The organism is Mycolicibacterium sp. SMGY-1XX (assembly GCF_059132455.1).
On sequence record NZ_CP101139.1, the window covers coordinates 4,935,107 to 4,954,005 of the forward strand.

General features: G+C 67.9%; 14 protein-coding genes. 5 read left to right on the top strand and 9 right to left on the bottom strand.

Going from position 1 to position 18,899, the window contains the following annotated elements:
• Positions 1–68: 68 nt before the first annotated feature.
• The 3 genes from NL241_RS23750 to NL241_RS23760 form a co-directional block, all read right to left on the bottom strand.
• Positions 69–2,534, bottom strand: coding sequence for a GcvT family protein (locus tag NL241_RS23750; protein ID WP_494395222.1), 2,466 nt, complete (start codon positions 2,532–2,534; stop codon positions 69–71).
• 9 nt (positions 2,535–2,543) lie between these two features.
• Entirely contained in the window at positions 2,544–3,464 is a 921-nt protein-coding gene (locus tag NL241_RS23755) for a phosphotransferase (RefSeq protein ID WP_487687104.1), read from the bottom strand.
• 86 nt (positions 3,465–3,550) lie between these two features.
• Positions 3,551–5,962 carry a GcvT family protein gene (locus tag NL241_RS23760; RefSeq protein ID WP_494395223.1) on the bottom strand — a complete coding sequence of 804 codons (2,412 nt, stop codon included), beginning with the start codon at positions 5,960–5,962 and terminating at the stop codon, positions 3,551–3,553.
• A 91-nt stretch (positions 5,963–6,053) separates the two neighbouring features.
• Between NL241_RS23760 and NL241_RS23765 the strand changes: the two genes are divergently transcribed.
• A complete protein-coding gene (locus NL241_RS23765; protein ID WP_487687098.1) occupies positions 6,054–6,752 on the top strand; it encodes an HAD family hydrolase in 699 nt (232 codons plus the stop codon).
• Between the two features lie 32 nt (positions 6,753–6,784).
• Positions 6,785–7,543 (top strand): maleylpyruvate isomerase family mycothiol-dependent enzyme, encoded by a 759-nt coding sequence (locus tag NL241_RS23770; protein ID WP_494395224.1) that lies wholly within the window; start codon positions 6,785–6,787, stop codon positions 7,541–7,543.
• A 5-nt stretch (positions 7,544–7,548) separates the two neighbouring features.
• On the opposite strand, the gene NL241_RS23775 is transcribed toward NL241_RS23770, so the two are convergent.
• Positions 7,549–8,364: a GntR family transcriptional regulator gene (locus tag NL241_RS23775; protein ID WP_487687094.1), complete on the bottom strand. Its 816-nt coding sequence runs from the start codon at positions 8,362–8,364 to the stop codon at positions 7,549–7,551.
• A gap of 29 nt (positions 8,365–8,393) precedes the next feature.
• A complete protein-coding gene (locus NL241_RS23780) occupies positions 8,394–8,825 on the bottom strand; it encodes a MarR family winged helix-turn-helix transcriptional regulator (RefSeq protein WP_494395225.1) in 432 nt (143 codons plus the stop codon).
• Positions 8,826–8,870: 45 nt separating this feature from the next.
• Between NL241_RS23780 and NL241_RS23785 the strand changes: the two genes are divergently transcribed.
• Complete coding sequence (locus NL241_RS23785) at positions 8,871–9,503, top strand: TIGR03086 family metal-binding protein (protein ID WP_494395226.1); 633 nt, start codon at positions 8,871–8,873, stop codon at positions 9,501–9,503.
• A 559-nt stretch (positions 9,504–10,062) separates the two neighbouring features.
• A complete protein-coding gene (locus NL241_RS23790) occupies positions 10,063–10,509 on the top strand; it encodes an STAS domain-containing protein (RefSeq protein ID WP_487687087.1) in 447 nt (148 codons plus the stop codon).
• Positions 10,510–10,512: 3 nt separating this feature from the next.
• Here NL241_RS23790 and NL241_RS23795 read toward each other — a convergent pair whose 3' ends face one another.
• Positions 10,513–11,760, bottom strand: coding sequence for a sulfotransferase family protein (locus NL241_RS23795; RefSeq protein WP_494395227.1), 1,248 nt, complete (start codon positions 11,758–11,760; stop codon positions 10,513–10,515).
• A gap of 61 nt (positions 11,761–11,821) precedes the next feature.
• Here NL241_RS23795 and NL241_RS23800 point away from each other — a divergent pair, with 61 nt between their 5' ends.
• Positions 11,822–12,931, top strand: a complete 1,110-nt coding sequence (locus NL241_RS23800; RefSeq protein WP_487687082.1) for a DUF1214 domain-containing protein — start codon at positions 11,822–11,824, stop codon at positions 12,929–12,931.
• Positions 12,932–12,946: 15 nt separating this feature from the next.
• Here the strand turns inward: NL241_RS23800 and NL241_RS23805 are convergent, their stop codons facing one another.
• From NL241_RS23805 to NL241_RS23815, 3 genes are read right to left on the bottom strand one after another with little or no spacing between them, the layout of a single operon-like run.
• Positions 12,947–13,159, bottom strand: coding sequence for an MbtH family protein (locus tag NL241_RS23805; protein ID WP_487687079.1), 213 nt, complete (start codon positions 13,157–13,159; stop codon positions 12,947–12,949).
• The gene (gene mbtG, locus NL241_RS23810) at positions 13,137–14,441 is read right to left on the bottom strand and encodes an NADPH-dependent L-lysine N(6)-monooxygenase MbtG (RefSeq protein WP_487687076.1); all 1,305 of its coding nucleotides are present in this window, start codon (positions 14,439–14,441) and stop codon (positions 13,137–13,139) included. The genes NL241_RS23805 and mbtG overlap by 23 nt, the downstream gene beginning before the upstream one ends.
• Positions 14,438–18,877, bottom strand: coding sequence for an amino acid adenylation domain-containing protein (locus NL241_RS23815; RefSeq protein WP_494398376.1), 4,440 nt, complete (start codon positions 18,875–18,877; stop codon positions 14,438–14,440). Before NL241_RS23815 ends, mbtG begins: the two co-directional genes overlap by 4 nt.
• Positions 18,878–18,899: the final 22 nt, after the last annotated feature.

Consider the following 18,899-nt stretch of genomic DNA (forward strand, 5'->3'; position numbering starts at 1 on the left):
AGCGCACGCTTTTGTACGCGACACGCCGAGCGAGGCCGCACAGACACGCTCGCTCGCGGGTTGGGGGGTCAGCGGGTACGGGTGCGGGTACGGGCGTTGGCCGGGTCGTAGAGCGGCTTGAGTGACACCGAGACCGGGTAGAGCGTGCCGCCGACGTTGACGTGGTAGCTGCCCGAGTTCACCCAGGCCGCGTCGATCACCGCACCGCCGTTGCGGACATACGCCAGGCCGACACTGCCGCCGACGGTCTCCCCCCACGCCGCCGACGTCACCTGGCCGGCCGCGGCACCGTCGCGCAGGATCAGCTCACCACCCCACAACATCGCCGCCGGTTCGTCGACCGCGAAGCTCACCAGTTTCTTGCGAGGCCCCTCGGTTTTGGCTTTCTCCAGCGCCGCGCGGCCCAGGAAGTCGATGTCGGTCTCAAGCTTGCAGGCGAACAGCAGGCCGGCCTCGACGGGATTCTCACTGGGAGTCAGCTCCCGGCCGAAGGCCCGGTAACCCTTCTCCAGGCGCAGGGAGTCGATGGCGTAGTAGCCCCCGCGACCGACGCCGAACTGCGCACCGGCGGCCAGCAGATCCTCGTACACACCGACGGCGAACTCGGCGGGAATGTAGAGCTCCCAACCCAATTCGCCGACGTAGGTGATGCGGGTGGCCCGCACCGTGGCATATCCGAGTGCGATCAGTCGACTTGCCCCGAACGGGAACGCCGCATCGGAGAGATCGGCGTCGGTCAACACCGACAGCAGATCGCGTGAGCGGGGGCCCATCACCCCGAACACCGCGTACGCGGAGGTGACGTCGACGAGCGTGGCGTTCGACCCTGCGGGCAGGTTCTTCCGTATGTGGTCCTTGTCGCGCTCGGTGGTGGCCGCGCTGGAGACGATCAGGAATTCCTGTGTGCCGGTGCGGGTCACGGTCACATCGGATTCGTAGGTGCCGCCTGCGTTGAGCATGCCCGTGTACACGGCGCGCCCGATCTCGCCGCCGATGTCGGCGGTGCACAGCCACTGCAGCGCCGCCTCGGCGTCCGGGCCGACCATCAGGTACTTCGAGAACGACGTCTGATCGAACACCGTGACGGCTTCCCGGGTGGCGGTCTGTTCGGCGGCCGACCACGGCAACCAGTTGGGTTTGCCCCAGGTGTAGTCGATGATCGGCTGCTCGCCGGCGGGGGCGAAGAAGTTGGCGCGCTCCCAGCCCATCTTGCTGCCGAAGTTGGCGCCGGCGTCCTGCAGCAGATGATGCACCGGTGAACGACGGAAAGGTCGCGCGGTGGTCATTTCCCGGTTGGGCCAGGGCACTTCGTAGTGCAGGCCGAGAATCTCGGCCACTCTGTCGTGCAGCCACCGGTTGTTGCCATTGAACGGGGCGAAGCGCCGGATGTCCACACCCGTCATATCGCCGCTGGGGGCGCCGTCCGCGATCCACTCCGCCAGGGCGCGCCCGGCACCGCCCGAGGTGGCGATGCCCACGGAGTTGAATCCGGCGCCGACGAAGAAGTTGGCACACTCGGGCGCCTCACCGAGGATGAACTGGTTGTCCGGGGTGAAGCTCTCGGGTCCGTTGTAGAACTTCTTGATACCGGTCTGTTCCAGCGCCGGGATGCGCAGCAGCGCGTTGTTCATCAGGATCTCGAAGTGTTCCCAGTCCTCTTCCAGCAGTTGGAATTCGAACGGGTACGGGATCTTGTCGGGCGACACCCAGGGTTTGGCCTCGGGTTCGAACCCGCCGATGACCAATCCGCCCACCTCTTCTTTGAAGTAGGTGTAGCCGTCGGGGTCGCGCAGGATCGGCAGGTCGGGGTGCACCCCGTCGATCTGCTCGCTGACGACGTAGAAGTGCTCGGCTGAATGCAGCGGCACGTTGACCCCGGCCATCGCGCCCACCTGTTTGGCCCACTGCCCGGCGCAGTTGACGACGATCTCGGCCTCGATATCGCCGGCGTCGGTGCACACCCCGGTGACGCGCCCCGATTCGGTGAGTACGGCTGTGACACGGGTCTTTTCGAATACCCGTGTACCGCGGTTACGCGCCCCCTTGGCCAGCGCCATCGTCAGATCGGTGGGGTTGGCTTTGCCGTCGCCGGGCAGCCAGATGGCGCCCACCAGGTCGTCGATCCGGATCACCGGGTAGTGCTCCAGCGCCTGCTCCGGGGTGAGCAGTTCACATTCCATGCCGTAGGCAGCGGCGTTGGCGACGGTGCGGCGCAACTGGATCATCCGGTCTTCGGTGCGTGCGACCGTGACACCCCCGCACTGCTTGTAGCCCGCCGACAGCCCGGTTTCGGCCTCCAGTTCCGCGTACAGCTGCGTGGAGTACTGCACGATGCGCGTCGCGCTTTCGGAGGCGCGCAACTGACCGACCAGGCCGGCGGCGTGCCAGGTGGTGCCCGACGACAGCTGCCCCTGTTCGAGCAGCACCACGTCGGTGTAGCCGAGTTTGGTGAGGTGGTAGGCCACGCTGGTGCCGATCACACCGCCGCCGATGATGACGACGTGGGCACGGTCGGGCAGGGTGTTGCGGGCCATGGCAACCTTTCAGTCGGATTCGGTGACGTCGCTGAGCAAGCGGGTGAAATCGGGCCCGTTGAACTCCTCGACGGCGGGTTCGTAGCGTTCCATCGCCCAGCCCCAGAAGTCGTAATCGATGGGGCACGAAGCATTCTGGATGCAACCCCACAGTGTCCAGCCGTATTTGGCGACGATCCCCTGCAGCCGGGCCCTGGCGATCTTGTGCCGCAGCCGGCGACCGTAATAGACGGTGACGAGTTCATCGAGCTGATCCAGCGTCAGCGCGCATTCGCTCCAGATGTTGCCGAGCTCGAAGCAGGGGTCATTGTTGCCGGAGTACTCGTAGTCGATCAACCACACGGTGTCGCCGTCCTCGATGAAGTTGGCGGCCAACAGGTCGTTGTTACAGGGGACCGTGGTCTGATCCGTGGCCCGCAGAGCGGCGCCGATGTCGGCGAACTTGTCGGCGTAGCGCAGGTAGTCGGCCGGTAACTTGAAGCCGTTCTCCTGCACCGTTTTCAGGTAGGCGGGCTGCCGCTCGAACATGTCGAAGTCGCCCTTGAAACGGGGGCCGGCATGCAGGGCGCGACAGCTGCGCGCGGCCTTGGCCACCACACCCGGCCGCTGGAAGTCGTCATTGGTCAGCGTCGTGCCGTCGACGAAGCCGAGCAACAACACGCCGAGTTCGGGCAGGTAGTCGATGACCGGTGCCCCCACCCCGGCCTTTTCGGCGGCGCAGGTGTTGAAGTACTCGGCGTCGCGGTCGATCTCGAGCAGGTTGCGCTCGGTGTCGGCGCAACGTGCCACGAAGCGGCCGTTGGCGGTGGTGACCTTGAAGTTCAGATTGGTAAGACCCCCGGAGAGTTCTTCGATCTGGCGTGGACCGGTCAACGCGGGAATCTGGTCGAACAGGGCGTTTATCTCACCCTCGGTGGACAGGAACGACATGCGGACTTCCTCGCAGCCGGCGAATGGTCCACCTCAGAGTAGACCCGCTGCGCGCCAAAGGTCTAGACATTCATGTAACCACTGCGTCACGTCCGGACACGCTCCCCCGCCGGGTCGTACAGGGGCGCCGACAGCCTGGCCGCGGGGTGGCGCACATTCATGATTTCCACCTCGAACTCCGTACCGGTGACACCGGCAGGCAGATAGGCCGAAAACACCGTGGCATCAACGGTGTGGCCATATCCGGCGCTGCGCACGGTCACCCGGGTGTCGGTCTGCGGGTGCACCAGCATCTCGCCGCCGTGCATCGTCACGTCGGCCCCGGTGCGGAACCAGTGCAGCCGTCGGGCCGGGCCGCAATCGGCGATCACCCGCAACGCCGGGCCGGCCAGCAACTCGGGCTTGTCGAGGTGCACCCGTGCGCCGAGCCCCACCTCGAACGGATTGTTGTCCGACCGCATGTCGGTGGCCCACGCCAGATACTGCTTCTCCAGCCGCAGGGTCTCCACCGCACGGTAGCCGACATCGCGAATACCCAGGGCCGCACCGGCTTCCAGAATCTTGTCGTAGAGGTCGGGCACGTACTCGGCCGGGATGTGGAACTCCCAGCCGAGCTCGCCGACATAGGTGGTACGCAGGGCCAGCACCGGAGCCCAGCCGAGATCGGTCTGCCGGGCCGTCATGTAGCCGAAGCCGGCGGCGGAGAAATCGTCAGCGCTCAGGGCCGACACCACCTCGCGGGACAGAGGCCCGCAGACGTTGAGCACCCCCAAGGCGGAGGTGACATCGGCGATCACCACCGAGCCGTCCGTGGGGGCGTGCTGCAGCAGGAACGTGACGTCGTGGCGCCCGAAACCGCTACCGGTGACCAGGTAGAACCGTTCGGGAGCCAGCCGGGTGATCGTCACGTCGGCCTCGATACCGCCGCGCACGTTGAGCAACTGGGTGTAGGTGACTTTGCCGACGGCGGTGTCCATGTCCGCGCCGGCGACTCGTTGAAGCAACGCCAGCGCACCCGCTCCGCTGATGTCGAACTTGGAGAACGAACTCTGGTCGACGATGCCGACCGCGGTGCGCACTGCGTGGTGTTCGGCGGCCACGAAGCCCCAGGCGTTGCTCCGCCCGAACGTCGGAATCTCCTCCGCGTCAACGGTTCCCGGCGCAAACCACAGGGCGCGCTCGAAACCGAACTTGGCGCCGAACACGGCCCCGCGATCGCGCAGACGGTCATGAACCGCGCTGCGGCGTTGCCCGCGCGGCGGGTGGCCGGCACGATTGGGGAAGGCGATCTCGTAGTAGTGCCCGTACGCCTGCACGGAGGCCAGGTCGAGCACGGCCGGCACGTTGTGCGGCACGCCGAAGCGGCGCACGTCGAAGGGCCACAGATCCAGGCCCGGATCACCGTCGACGATCCAGTTCGCCATGGCGTCGCCGGCACCGCCGGCCGCGGCGATACCGGCGGAGAAGCCGCAGCAGTGAAAGAGGTTGTCGATGTCCTCGGTGAGGCCCATGAGCGGCTCGGCGTCCGGCGAGAACGGGATGGGTCCGTTGACCCAGGTGTGGATGCCCATATCGGCGAAAGCGGGCAGCCGGTTGGCCGCACCTTCGGCGATGCCCTCGAAGCGATCGAGATTCGGCGGGAACAACTCGGGGCCTAGGTCACGTGGGATCGTGCGCCAGCATGCCCTGGTGCCTTGTTCCCAGCCGCCGATCACCAGTGCGCCCGCTTCGGGCTTGAGGTAGAAGCGGGCGTCGGGATCGCGGAACGTCGGCAGATCGGCGGGCAGGCCGGCAGCCTTCTCGGTGACGACGTACTGGTGCTCCACGGCGTTGACCGCGACGTTCACGCCGGCGAGCTTCGCGGTTTCGGCGCCCCACATGCCGGTGGCGTTGACCATCACGTCGCATTCGATGCGCCCCTGATCGGTCAGCAGCGCGGTGACCCTGCGCCCGTGTCGTTCCACCCCGTCGACTCGGCACTGCTGGACAATCCGTACCCCCGCCGCCCGCGCACCGGCGGCGAACGAGTGGGTCAGCTGACTGGGGTCGACGTAGCCGTCGGTGGGTGTCCAGGTGGCGCCGTAGACGCCGGCGGTGTTGAGCAGCGGGAAAATTCGCTTGGCTTCGGCGGCGTCGACGAGGTGGATGTCGAAGCCGTAGCTCTTGCCCTGGGTGTAGACCCGCTGGAGCTCCTCCCAGCGCTGGGGGCTGGACGCCACCCGCAGCCCGCCGACACCGTGCCAACCGGTGGGGTATCCGGTGACGGCCTCCAACCCCTGGTAGGTCTGCACGCTCTTCTGCATCAGCTGGGTGAGGCTGGAGCTGCTCCGAAGCTGACCGACGAGACCCGCGGCGTGCCAGGTGCTTCCCTCGGTCAGGGCGCGGCGTTCCAGGACGGTGACATCGGTCTTGCCGCGCCGGGCCAGGTGGTAGGCGACGCTGACGCCGACGACTCCGCCACCGACGACGACGATTTCACTGCGCCCGGGAAGGGCCATGGTGGTCAACTTTCGCCGAGAACAACCCGTGACCTGATGTTAAAAGACTAGACCATTGACCGCAGCTCGGGCGGATGGTTGGCTCGGTCGCGTGGATGTCATCCAACAGTGGGCTCGCGCCGCCTCACCGGCAGTGATCTTCGACTTCAACGGCACCCTGTCCGATGACGAGCCGATCCTGTTCGACATCTTCGGCGAGCTGTTCCGTACCCATCTCGGGTGGGCGATGACAACCGACGACTATCGCAGCGAGCTGCTGGGCAAGTCCGACCGCGAGATCATCGAGTTCGCGGTGCGCAGGCACGGCGGCTCGGCCGCACCGGACGTCGATGATCTCCTGCGACTGCGACACGACCGCTACAAGCAGCGGGTTGCCGGGAACAACCCCATCACCGGTGCCGCCGTGGCACTGGTGGAACTCCTTGACGCACAAGGCATTCCGGTCGCCATCGTGACGGGTGCGCAGCGTGACGACGTGCTGGCGGTGCTGGCGCACAGCCCGGCCGGGGCGCTGATCCCGGTCCTGATCGCCGAGGAAGACGTCGAGAACGGCAAGCCACACCCCGAGGGCTACCTGACGGCGGCGGGGCTGTTGCAGCGCGACCCCGGCGACATCCTGGTGTTCGAGGACTCTGTCCCCGGGGTGCAGGCAGCGCTGGCCGCCGGAATGCACTGTGTCGCAGTCAGCGCCGATCCCACCCCGGCGCTGCACGATGTCGCCCCGGTGATCGTGGAACGACTGTCCCCCGACCTGGTCGCCGGCGCCTTGTCGGGTCGTGCATCGGCCTAGAAAACGCGCGGGCCGGCCTGCATGCTGGAGGCATGGACCGCCTCCGGATCATCGACACCGAGTCCGCCCGCTTCGCCGAGGCTCTCGCAGCGGCCGACCCGGCCCGACCGTGCCCCACCTGTCCGGACTGGTCAGCCCTTGATCTGTTGTGGCATCTGACCGAGGTGCACTTCTTCTGGTCGCAGATCCTGTCCCGCCGAGTGCTGTCCACGGACGGCGTGGCCGACGTCGAGGCGGCCAAACCGGCACGCCCGGAAACCGTCCCCGACATCCTCGCCCTCCGCGAACAGGCCACCTCGGCACTGCTGGCCCAACTCGCGTCGCGCGAGGACGCCGAAGCGTGCTGGTCGTGGTGGCCGCCCGATCAGAGCGTGGGGTTCACCCGACGCATGCAGACCTATGAGGCGACCATGCACCGCATCGACGCCGAACTGACGGCGGCCCTACCCGTCACGCCGGTGGACGCCGACGTCGCCGCCGGTGCGGTGGACCACGCGGTGGACGTCATGTGGGGATGGCTGCCCGACGGTGCGAGCTACCGGCCGGATGAGGTGGTCGAATTCGTCGCCTCCGACACCGGCCGGCACTGGCTCGTCGAGGTGGGCTCGTGGCGAGCCCGGGACGGCTCGGAGGTGCCGCGCGCGGTTCGCGCCCAGTCGGGCGAGCCCGCCGTTTCCGTCAGCGCGCCCGCGGCGGACCTGGCGTTGTGGGCGTGGCGGCGCGGCGGGTCGGTGACCGTGTCAGGTGAATCGGTGACGCTGGACGCGCTGCTGACCGAGGGTATGCAGTAGCCGGGTCACGATGACGCCGGGAAGGTGTCGACCCGGCTTTCGGTGTCACTGTCGACCCGCGACTTGATCCGGATCCGGCTCCGGTCGGACCGGTGGTAGTCGCGCGAGAACTCGACGGGCACACCACTTTCCGTGTAGGAGGTGCGGGTGATCAGCAACAGCGGGAAGCCGGGATCCACATGCAGGATCTCCGCGTGCTGTTCCCCGGCCGGAGTGGCCTCGATGTGCTCGTCGGCGGTGCACGGCGCCGCGCCATACTCGCGCATCACCGCATACAGGGAGCCGGTGAGTGTCGCAGACAGCAGGCCGGGAAACACCGTCGCCGGAAAGTAGGTTTCCTCCAGCACAATTGGCTCGCCGTTGGCCGAGCGGGCGCGGAGCACCTCGTGCACCTGGTCGCCACGCTTGAGGCCCAGCTGCCGGCGCACGTCGGCGGCCGCGCGCCGGGTGGTGGCGCGCAGCACGTGCGCACCCGCTTCCACCTGGATCCGGCGCATCTGTTCGGTGAAGCCGGGCAGTCCGGCATGGTCGAACTCGAACCGCGGCGCCGCGACGAAGTTTCCACCGAATCGCCCGCGCCGGCGATCGATGAGCCCCTTGGCCTCGATCGAGCTGAGCGCCTGGCGCAGCGTCATACGGCTGACACCGAGCGCGTGGGCGATCTCGATCTCGGAGGGCAGCTTGTCGCCCGGCGCCAGCGCGCGGGAGACGATCAACCGCTCCAGCCAGTACCCGATGCGCATGTGCGCGGGCAGGTCACCGGCGCCGGCCAGGTCCGGGCGGTCCGCCAGCACCGGGTCCTCCATGGTCAGCGCGCGCACAGCGTCGATGCTACGGCCCGGCACCGCAGTCACTGGGTTTCTGCTCGGCTCAACCGGGCAAGTGCACGAAGAAAAACCCGGCGTTCCTCGGCGGTCAACGCCGCGAGCCGTTCCTCTTCGGCGCGCTGGATGTCGGACTGCACCGCATCTTTGGCGGCGCGACCGGCCGGCGTGATCTCGAGCAGGCGGACCCGCCGGTCGTCGGGGTCGGGACGTCGTTCGATATGACCTCGCCGTTGCAGCTCGTCGAGCGTGGCGATGATCCTCGTCTTGTCGGCGCCGATGGCGTCGGCCAAAGCGGCCTGGGTGCGTACCGGCGACCTGTCCAGTGCGCTGAGCACCGCGTACCCCCACATGCTCAGGTCGTGGGCGGCGAGGATCGGGAGCTCGGCCGCCACGAGATCTCTGAGCAACGGATGCAGCATCGCGGCGAGGTCGTCGCGCCGGGGCTTCGATGGCATCGGCACATGTTAAGCGTTGCCAGATAATACGCAGACGCATACGATATGCATATGCATACCGATATTCGAGCCCTTCATCACCGTGCGGTGTCCAACACCGTCACCCTCGTCAACTCCGTTTCGGTCGCCGATCTCGGCGCTGCGACGCCGTGCGCCCATTGGACTCTGGCCGACCTGCTCACCCACATGACCGCCCAGCACCGCGGATTCGCGGCGGCCGCACGGGGATTGGGGGACGACCCCGCAGTATGGCGCGCCGAAGCCGTCAGGGATGCGATTGCCACCAACCCCGGCACCACCTATGCCGACGCGGCGCGTGACGTACTGACCGCATTCGCCGACAACGCGGTGCTGGACGCGCCGTTCGCCCTCGCCGAGTTCGGACCGCACGCCGTCTTCCCCGGCGCCGTCGCCATCGGTTTCCACTTCGTCGACTACGTGGTCCACGGATGGGACGTCGCGCAGTCGCTCGGCGTGGCCTACGCCCTTCCCGACGAGGTCATCGACGCCGTGGAACCCCTTGCCCTGGCCGTCCCGGACGGCGACGGCCGCGACGGTGAGGAGTCGCCCTTCGCACGCGCCGTCACCGGAGCCAGTGCAACCAAACTCGACCGGGTGCTGCGCCACCTGGGCCGCAACCCCGAGTGGGCTCAGCAGCGGTGCGCTTCGGCGCCGTGACGGCAGGACGAGGCGTGCGGCGCACCGTACGCGCGCGGCCAGGAACTGAAAACGATTGGACAACACGGTTTTCCGCCGATCGGCGTCTACACCCGCGTCAATACGCGCCGCCACTGTGCTGACGTGCCGACACTTCGGTTGCGCCGCAGGTGTGAGCACAGGCGACGGCGATGCCTCCCTTTGCTGTCGATGTCTCCAGCGAAAGCCACCGGGACACCGCGGCGGACGACGAACTCCACAGCGACCGCCAGCTAGGGCAGTCGATATCATCCGTCGTTGCTTGGAAATACAGAGTAATCAGTTGACAAACCCGCATCTGACAACTGATACCGGCGGTCATCAGCCCCGCGATGGGATGAAATCCACAGTTCACATGCGGTTTATGAGGGTTTCTTGAAGTCGTTGTACCCAGTACGGATTCCGCAGTAGCCTTGTCCGCAGGTTGAGGTCACAGCCGCTGACTGAATGAATTCCCGGGGCGACGAAAGTTGTCGCCGATCCAGCGAATCGAACGCACGCGTCCGATTCGATACAGGCACCAATACAGGCAGGGGGCGTCATGCCCGGTTCCGGCACCACTCGGCTGTACCGACCGGATCCAACATCAGCCGAACAAACCACCCAGTGCGGAGGAGCGACCTTCGCGGTTCACCGGCGCAGTCCGGTCCGCTCGGAAATCACGGTCACGGGGGAAGTCGACGCCTTCAACGGGCGCTCACTGGGCAGCTACGTCGAGCGCCACACCGCCACCTCCAGCCAGATGCTTCTCGACCTGCGCGCTGTCGACTTCTTCGGCAGCCAGGGTTTCACCGCGCTGTTCTACATCAGCGTGCACTGCACCCGCAGCGACGTGGACTGGATGCTGCTGGGCAGTCCGCCGGTGCGCCGCCTCCTGTCGATCTGCGATCCGGCCGGCGAACTGCCGCTGGCCGTCGACTACGAGGCAGCGATCGCACGACTCAATCAGTTGGCACGCCGCCGCATGCGCACCGTCTCGGTCGGCTAGCGGCTACGTCAGGAATCGCTGCGTGTAGCGGGCGAAGCGTCGACGCAGCTGCCCTTCGTCGAGACCCAACTTCTCGCATGAGGTGTGCACGCGCCCCAACCGCCCCCGCTGATGCGTCTGTAGATAATCGCTGAGGGCGGCGCGGCCGTCGTCGCCGAGACTCTCCCCCGTCAACGCGAAAACGCGGTGAGCCACCGCCATTTCGTCGCTCATGAATTCGTCGAAGCGGATGTCGATCGACTGATCGGCTGCGATGACGTCGCGGTCGCGCACCAACGTGTCGAGCATCAACTCAAGTCGGTCCACCCACGATGCGGCGATGTCGGCGACGGGCACCGGCGCGCGGTGCATGCGCGCGGAGTACGTCAGCATGGTGATCATCGACAATGCCACCGGCACGGGATCCCGATGGGTGCAGACCACGACCACGCCGGGGAACACCCGCTCCAGAGTGGGCAGCTGCTCGAGGTGTTGCGGCGATTTGAGCAGCCACCGACGCCCACCGCGCAGGAACTGCAACACCTTGAGCTGCGTCGCGAGGAACCCGTACGACGATGTCTGATCGTGGGCCAGATAGTGGTCACGCCAACGCGGTACGTCGCCGAGCGTCTCGAAGAGCATGGTGGAGAAGTCGTTTGCCAGCAGCTGGATCTCCTCGTGCACATGATCGAAGGTCATCTCGTGCATGAGCGCGAAGTGCGGCATCATCAGGTCCACCACCGCGGTGGCGCTGTGCATTCGGGCCAGCCGCGGGTCCGGTTCCACACCCACTTCGCACGGCAACGGCACCGGTTCACAACTCTCCCAGTACGGCAGGGTCCGAAAGGTTCCGCTGGCGGCCAGCAGGTTGTGCAGGTGGGTGGTGCCGGATCGCGGGAGCCCGGCGATCACGACGGGCGGTAGCAGTTCGATGTCGTGGATCTCGGGGTGCCGGGTCAACAGGTCGGTCAGCAGCAGCCGGTTCTTCAGCATCTGCAGCAGTTGGGCGTGGAAGTTCACGATGCCCGCGTCGTCGAGTCCGGCGATCTCCCGGATCGCGGCCAGAAGCACCTCGAGGCGCTCGCGATAGTCACCGGCGCCGAAGTCGGCCAGACCGGTTTCGGCAATGGCTCTGGCGTGCAGCGCTTCTGAGTCCAGTGGGCAGTCCGGCGCCATGGCCGCCATCACCGCGCGCAGTGCCTGCGCCTCAGCCCCGAAGCGTGGCCAGGACAGGTCATCGAGCTCGACAACGGCCGGTGTGACGTCGGTCATACTCCGATACGTTACAGTGTGACACGTAATGGCCGGGCAGAATCGGTGAGAGGAAGCGGGCATGACAACCGAGCACCAGTCCACCGCGGCGTGGCGGGACCTCCTGAGCACACTGGGTGAGCTGGACCGCGCGTTCATCGCGGGTGACCGAGCAGTCACCGACGATCGGCACATCGCCGACGGATACCGCATGCTGGCCACCACGTTGGGCGTGGCCTTCGACACCTACCTGTTCGCCGAACCCAGCAGACCGACGTTCGTCGAGGTCAACACACCGTACCGACGCGACCGCCGCTGGGGCGGCGACAACACCGACGCCTATTACCTGCTGTGCCCCATCGACGAGAAACGGCGTTACCGGATCAGCGGCAATTCCGGTGACAGCGTGTACTTCTCGCTGACCGCCTACAACGAGCCCACCCCCGGCGCCTGGTCGGACCGGGTGGTGGGCCTGTGGCGCGACAGCGAGCTCGACCTGCGCGCCGACGGCGACTTCTCCTTCGACATCGGGCCCCTGCCGGATGCCGCGGTGTTGATGACTCGCGACTACCAGGCTGACCCGCGGACGGGACGCCCGGTGAGCTGGCGCATCGACGCCCTCGACGAACCCGACCCGATCCGCCACGGCGACGCCGAGACCGCCGCCAAGCTGCGCGCGACGGCGGCCTGGATGCGGACCATGTTCGCGATACTGCCGTTGACCGTCGGAGCCCGGGTGGACGACGAGCACCGCCTGGGACACCAGATCAACAACGCCGCCAACGAATTCGCGGCGCCCTACCAGGTACTCGACGCGAACTTCGGCTGGTCGGCACGAGACGCCTGCTACTCCTACGGCAGTTTTGTGCTCGACGACGCCGAGGCTCTGGTGATCACCCACCGCCCGCCGCAGTGCCGGTTCTGGAACCTGGTGGTGTGGAACCAGTTCATGGCCGCGCACAGCGCCGACGACGCCCGCAGCTCGGTGAACAATCACAGCGCAGTGCCGAACTCAGACGGGACCGTGACCATCGTCGTCTCCCGTGGGCTGACCGCACACCCGAATTCGGTGACCACCCTGGATTATCCGCGAGGCAATCTGGCCTTCCGGTGGTTCCTCGTCGACGCGCTGCCCGACCGCCCGCAGGTGCAGTTGGTGGCTGTCGAGGACGCGCCGACCAGGGTGACCTGAGCGACGCGAGGGGGCCTATGAGCTCAGCGAGTCGCGCAGGCTCTTGGGACGCATGTCGGTCCAGTTCTGCTCGACGTAGGCCAGGCATTCGGCCCGGCCTGCCTCGCCGAACACGATCTTCCAGCCCGCCGGCACATCGGCGAACGTCGGCCAGAGGCTGTGCTGCTCTTCGTCGTTGATCAGGACGTAGAAGGTGCCGAACTCGTCATCGAACGGATTGCTGCTCATTGATGCTCCTCGGGGTGTGGTGGGGCTCGACGCCGAGATCGGCACCGAGCACTCGGTCGGACAGCAGACCCAGGCAGCTGAGGTTGGGGAACCCGGGGCCCTGGTTCAGCCCGGACAGATTGGGCAGGAAGAGTTTCGGTGTCACCTCGGCGACGGCCAGGTCATAGCCGATGGACTCCTGCAGGCGTTCACCGGTCAGCGGCCCCCCCAGACCGAGCTCCAGCAGGTCCAGGGTGTCCTGGCTGAACAACTGGGTGAACCACAGCGCGTCGGCACCGGACCCGTCGATCACGAGATCGAATCCGTGCACGGTCTCGACGTGCTCACCGCCGCGGTTGGTGGACAGTGTGAGCCGGATCTGGTTGTCGCGGCCCACCGCGTGTGCGACGCGGCCACGCAGGTGCCGGATCCGGTCGTCGGCGAGCAGCGCGTCCTGCACCCGGGAGGAGAACACGCCGCGGTCGGTGCGCGCCATCGCGTCACGGCGCTCGGCCGCCGTCAGCTGGGTCCAGCCGGTGGGGTTGGAGAACAGCGCGTTCTCGAAGTAACTCTCCCCGCGGGTGAACAAGGTGACCTGCGGTGAGATGACGGTGACCGACGAAACCCGGTGCCGGAAAAGCTCGTTCAGCATCGACGCGGCGGTCTCGCCGCCCCCGATCACGGCCACCCGCTCGGCGGTGATCCGGTCGTGTTCGGAGGCGCGATGCCAGAACTGCGCAATGGACAGCACCCGGGGATTGCCCGGCAGGATGGAACGTTCGGCCTGCCCGGGACCGGTGACCATCACAGCGTCCGCGTGCACCGTCGTCTCGCGCGTGTGCAGCGCCCACCGCCGGCCGGCCGGACCCTCGCGCACCGCAAGGCTTTCCACCTCACCGCGTACCACCGCCATGCCCACCGCGTCGGCCACCCAGCGCAGGTACTGGCTCCAGCGCCGGTGGGTGGGTGCGGGCCGGCCGCGGTCGATCCATTCGGCGAACTGTCCGGTGCCGATCAGATAGGACTGCCAGCTGTGCCGGGTCATCCGCTCGTCGAGTTCGGCATTGCGTCGCGGCACCACCGCTGACCGGTACGGGAAGCCGACGTCCTTCTCCGGGCTGGTCCCCAGGCGGTGCTCGCCGTCGGTCCACCCTCCGCTGGCCTGCCAGTTGGCCGCCACCGCTGTCCGCTCGACGGCCACCACATCGGGCGCATCGACGCCCATGGCCCGCATCTCCGCCGCCTTGGCCGCTACCGCCACTGCTTTCGCACCGGCGCCGATGATGGCAAGTGTGCCGGTCACAGCGCTTCTCCGAGAACGGTGATGGCCGTATGCCACAGGGTGGACAACTGATCGATCTCCTCTGCGGTGGACAGCCGATCACTCCAGCGCCAGCTGGTCAGCAGGTGTGGCCCCGACGCGGTCGGCGTCACGACCGCGATGACGTCGAAGGTGTAGCGCAGGGGCAGATCCGGCTCCGACGATGTGGGGAGCTGTTGATTGAGTTCTGGATCGGTGACCAGGGACCAGGGCGTGCCCTGCTCTCCCGCCCCGTCGGAGCTCAGGTCGAACCGGCCCATGTAGTTGAACTCCACCTGCGGCTGCGGAGCGGCCAGCAGGTCGGGATCGCGGCGGTGATACCGCAGCACACCGTAGTCGAGACCACGATTGGGCACGGCGGCAACGCTTTCGGCCACCGATCGGATCAGGGCGCGGGCCCGCGGCGGGTCCCGGCGTGCGAGCTCGGTGTCGACGGGCCGTTCGTCGGCGCCCAGCCGTACGGGGAACACCGAGGTGAACCAGCCGACCGTCGCCGAGGTGTCCACCGCCTCGCCCAGCAATGTGTCTTCGCGGCCGTGGCCTTCCAGCGCGACCAGCGCACCCGCGCAAGCCGGCTCACCCCGGGCCACCCGCCACGAGGTGATCGTGACAGTGAGGGCGGAGAGCAGGAAGTCACGCAGCTCCACTCCTGCGGCATCGAGTTTGCCCAGGAGCGCGCGGGTTTCCTCGACACCGGTGATGAGGTTGTGCTGGCGAAGCGACGCCCAGGTGTCGACGGCCGGGTCCGGCGCCCTGCTGCCCAGCAGCGGGTCCGGACCGGCCAGCACATCGAGCCAGTACCGGCGCTGACCGGTGACCTCGTCGGAGTCGCTGCGTTGCTGCAGGATCCGGCCGTATTCGCGATAGGTGGTGTACTCGGCCTCCAGCGCAGGCACCGTCCCGGCGTCCAGCTCGGCGGCGATCTGCGCCAGGTCAGCCAGGATCACGTACCACGACACCACATCGGTGGCCAGATGATGCACACACATCAGCAGCGTCGGCGCTGAACCGCCGAACCGTACCGCCTGCACCATGGTGCCCGCGGCCGGGTCGATGCGCTCGAGCGCCTCCACGGTTTCGGCGGTCAGCTGCGTTGCGGCCGGGCCTTCGGCCGCGGACAGGATGTCGCGGGCCCGGACGGCTCCGGGAGCGCGGGTCAGCAGGTGGTGCCCGTCGTCGTCGGTGACCAGCACGGACCGCAGCATGTCGTGGCGGTCGAGCAGGGCCTGCAGCACTTCCTCGAGACGCTGCGCACTCATGGTCGGCGGCAGCGCGATCAGCAGGTTCTGGGTGAACCGCCGGAACCCACCCGCCTCGTACATCCACGCCACGATGGGTGCCGGGTGCACCTCACCGAACCGCTCCGCCTCGACCGCCGCCGGCGGCGCGCTGCCGGCACCGCTGTCGATCGCGGCGGCGAGCTCGCGAATGGTGCTGCACTCCAGCATCAGCCGGGCGCGCAGCTCGATTCCGCGTTTGCGCGCGGCCTGCACCAGCGACAGTGCGGCGATGCTGTCCAGACCCATCTCCAGGAACTCGGAGGTGACGTCCACGTGCGCGGACTCCAGCACCTCGCACAGCAGCTCCGCCAACACCGACTCGGTCGGGGTCTGCGGCGCACTGAACGCCTGGTCGTCGAGACCGGCTGCGGGCAGGGCGGCTTCGTCGACCTTGCCGTTGCCCGTCAGCGGTAGTTCGTCGATGAGCACGATGTGGTGGGGAACCATGTACCGCGGTAGCCGGGCCAGCAGCCGGGCCCGCAGGTCGGAGGCGGGGATGTCGTCGGCGGCGACGTACGCCGTCAACCGGTGTCCGCCGCCGTGCCGGCGGACCGCGACGTGGGCGCTGTGCACCCCGGGATGCTGCAACAGCACCGCGGCGATCTCACCGGGCTCGACGCGGAATCCGCGGATCTTGACCTGATCGTCGGAACGGCCGAGGAATTGCAGCCCGCCGTCCGGCCCCCGGCGCACCACATCCCCGGTGCGGTACATGCGTCCCCCCGGGCGGGAAGGGTCAGCGACGAAACGCGCCGCGGTGTCGCCGGGGCGGTTGAGGTAACCCCGCGTCAGCTGAGCCCCGGAGAGATACAGTTCGCCGGCCACGCCGTCGGGCACCGGCCGCAGCCAGGAGTCCAGGATGTGCGCCGAGGTGGGAGCGGTGGGATAGCCGATCGATGGTGAGCCGTGGTGATCGATCGCGGCGACCACCGCCTCCACCGTGGTCTCGGTGGGGCCGTAGCAGTTGAACGCGGCCATCCCGGTGCGGGCACATTCGGCGGTGATCTGCCGCCACGCCGGGATGCCGACGGCCTCGCCGCCCAGAGCCAGCACCGCCAGCCGAACATCGGTGAGCAACCCGAAACTCTTCAGCTGCGCGAACATCGACGGAGTGGTGTCGATCATGTCGAGTCCGAAGCGGTCGATGATCGCCACCAGCGCCTCGGCGTCGCGTTGGGCGTCGTCGCCGACGATGTGCACGGCGTGCCCGTCGAGGAGTGCGGCCAACGGCTGCCAGGCCGCGTCGAACGTGAACGACCACGCGTGCGCGATCCGCAGGGCCCGGCCCAATTTTGCTGCCGCCGGCCGTAACACGTGGTCGGCATGGTCGGCCGCATAGGCCAGCACGGCCCGGTGAGTGCCGATGACACCTTTGGGCCGGCCGGTGGTCCCCGAGGTGAAGACCACGTAGGCCGCTTGATCGGGGTGGACCGCCGGGACGGGGTGAGGCGGTGCTGTCGACGAGATCAGCTCGCGGTAGACGTTCGGGTCCACCAGTACCACTGGGCCGGTCTGGTCCAGGATGTCGGCGATACGCTCGCCCGGCATGCCGGGTTCGAGCGGCACCACCACCCCGCCGGCCTTGAGTACACCGAACATCGTGACCACGTATTCCGGGCCGCGGGGCAGGTTGACGGCCACCGGTGTCTCGGCCCCCACACCACGTGCGGCGAGCCCCGCCGCCACCCGGTCGGCGGCCTCGTCGAGCTCGCGGTAGGTCATGGCACCGTCGCACCACGTCATGGCGGTCGAATCCGGTTGCGCCAGCGCGATTTCGGTGAAACTCCGCGGTATGCCGGCCGGCTGGTGGGTGACGGGTCGGCCGCGGGTGGCGCGGGCAGCCTCATCCGGCAGCAGGATGCTGACCTCGCGCAGCGGGCGCTCCCACCCGTCGATCAGGTTCTGCACCGTCGCGAGCAGGCGCCTGCCCATGTCATGGGCCGGCATCGGACCCAGGGCGCCGTCGAGAATTTCGACGAACACCGTCAGCTCCCCGTCGGTGAGGTGTGCGGCGATGGTGACCGGGAAATGCGAGAGGCTCTCCAACGCAGCCGGCCGGAAAGTGGCTGCGCCCGCGGTGAACTCGGCGGTCCCGACGATCCCTCCGGGCGGGAAGTTCTCGTAGACGAGCAGGGTGTCGAACAGCTCCCCCACCCCGGCCAGCGCACGCAGCTCCGAGTGCCCGAGGTAGCTGTGGTCACGCAGCGCCGCCGCGTCCCGCTGTAACGCCAGGGCCTGCCGGCCGGCGGGTGCGCGCGGGTCCAGCCGCACCCGCAGCGGGACGGTGTTGATGAACAACCCGACCATGGCCTCCACGCCGGTGAGCTCGCCCGGCCGCCCCGAGACCGTCACACCGAAGATGACGTCATCGCGGTCGGTCATCCCGGAAAGAATTGTCGCCCAGGCCATCTGGACCACGGTGTTGACGGTGACGCCGAACCCGCGGGCCGCCGCGGCCAGGACGGTGGTGGCGTCGCGGTCCAACCGTACCTCGGTGCGCGCGGGCCGCCCGGCGGGAGGCTGCGTGGCGGTCAGAGCCGGTGTCAGCAAGGTGGGACCGTCCACACCTTTGAGGTGTTCACGCCACAGCGCCCTGCTGGCCTCCGGGTCACGGCCGGCCAGCCAGCCGATGTAGTCACGGTAGGGCCGCGGCGAGGGCGGCAACGCGGTGACGTCGCCGCCGGAGCGGTACAGCGTGATCAACTCGCCGACGAACAGCGGCAGCGACCAGCCGTCGATGACGATGTGGTGCGCGGTGACCACCATCCGCCATTGCGAGCCGGGCACCTCGATGAGAAGGAACCGGATCAGCGGGCCGTTCTCGAGGGCGAATGGCCGCCGACGCTCTTCGGCTTCCAGCGCCGCCACCTCGTCCGCATCGGCGGTCAGGTGTCGCCACGGCACGTCGACCCGCGTCGGCACCACCTGGACGGGCCGGCTCAGGTTCCCGCGGAAGAAGCTCGCCCGCAGATTGGGGTGCCGCGCCAGCATGGCGGCGGTGCAGTCGCGCAACAACACCACATCCAGTGCCCCGGTGACATCAGCCGCCATCGCGATGATGTACGGGTCCTCCTGCGACTCATCGGCAGTCAGCGCCGCCAGCGAGTAGAGCCCCTGTTGCAGCGGGCTCAACGCCATCACATCTTCAATGGCCGGTTCG

What these genes read in the sequence shown, in the direction of transcription:
- NL241_RS23750 (WP_494395222.1), bottom strand. Translation starts at nt 2,534, where the DNA reads ATGGCCCGCAACACCCTGCCCGACCGTGCCCACGTCGTCATCATCGGC.
- NL241_RS23755 (WP_487687104.1), bottom strand. Translation starts at nt 3,464, where the DNA reads ATGTCGTTCCTGTCCACCGAGGGTGAGATAAACGCCCTGTTCGACCAG.
- NL241_RS23760 (WP_494395223.1), bottom strand. Translation starts at nt 5,962, where the DNA reads ATGGCCCTTCCCGGGCGCAGTGAAATCGTCGTCGTCGGTGGCGGAGTC.
- NL241_RS23770 (WP_494395224.1), top strand. Translation starts at nt 6,785, where the DNA reads ATGGACCGCCTCCGGATCATCGACACCGAGTCCGCCCGCTTCGCCGAG.
- NL241_RS23780 (WP_494395225.1), bottom strand. Translation starts at nt 8,825, where the DNA reads ATGCCATCGAAGCCCCGGCGCGACGACCTCGCCGCGATGCTGCATCCG.
- NL241_RS23785 (WP_494395226.1), top strand. Translation starts at nt 8,871, where the DNA reads ATGCATATGCATACCGATATTCGAGCCCTTCATCACCGTGCGGTGTCC.
- NL241_RS23790 (WP_487687087.1), top strand. Translation starts at nt 10,063, where the DNA reads ATGCCCGGTTCCGGCACCACTCGGCTGTACCGACCGGATCCAACATCA.
- NL241_RS23795 (WP_494395227.1), bottom strand. Translation starts at nt 11,760, where the DNA reads ATGACCGACGTCACACCGGCCGTTGTCGAGCTCGATGACCTGTCCTGG.
- NL241_RS23800 (WP_487687082.1), top strand. Translation starts at nt 11,822, where the DNA reads ATGACAACCGAGCACCAGTCCACCGCGGCGTGGCGGGACCTCCTGAGC.
- NL241_RS23805 (WP_487687079.1), bottom strand. Translation starts at nt 13,159, where the DNA reads ATGAGCAGCAATCCGTTCGATGACGAGTTCGGCACCTTCTACGTCCTG.
- NL241_RS23815 (WP_494398376.1), bottom strand. Translation starts at nt 18,877, where the DNA reads ATGGCGTTGAGCCCGCTGCAACAGGGGCTCTACTCGCTGGCGGCGCTG.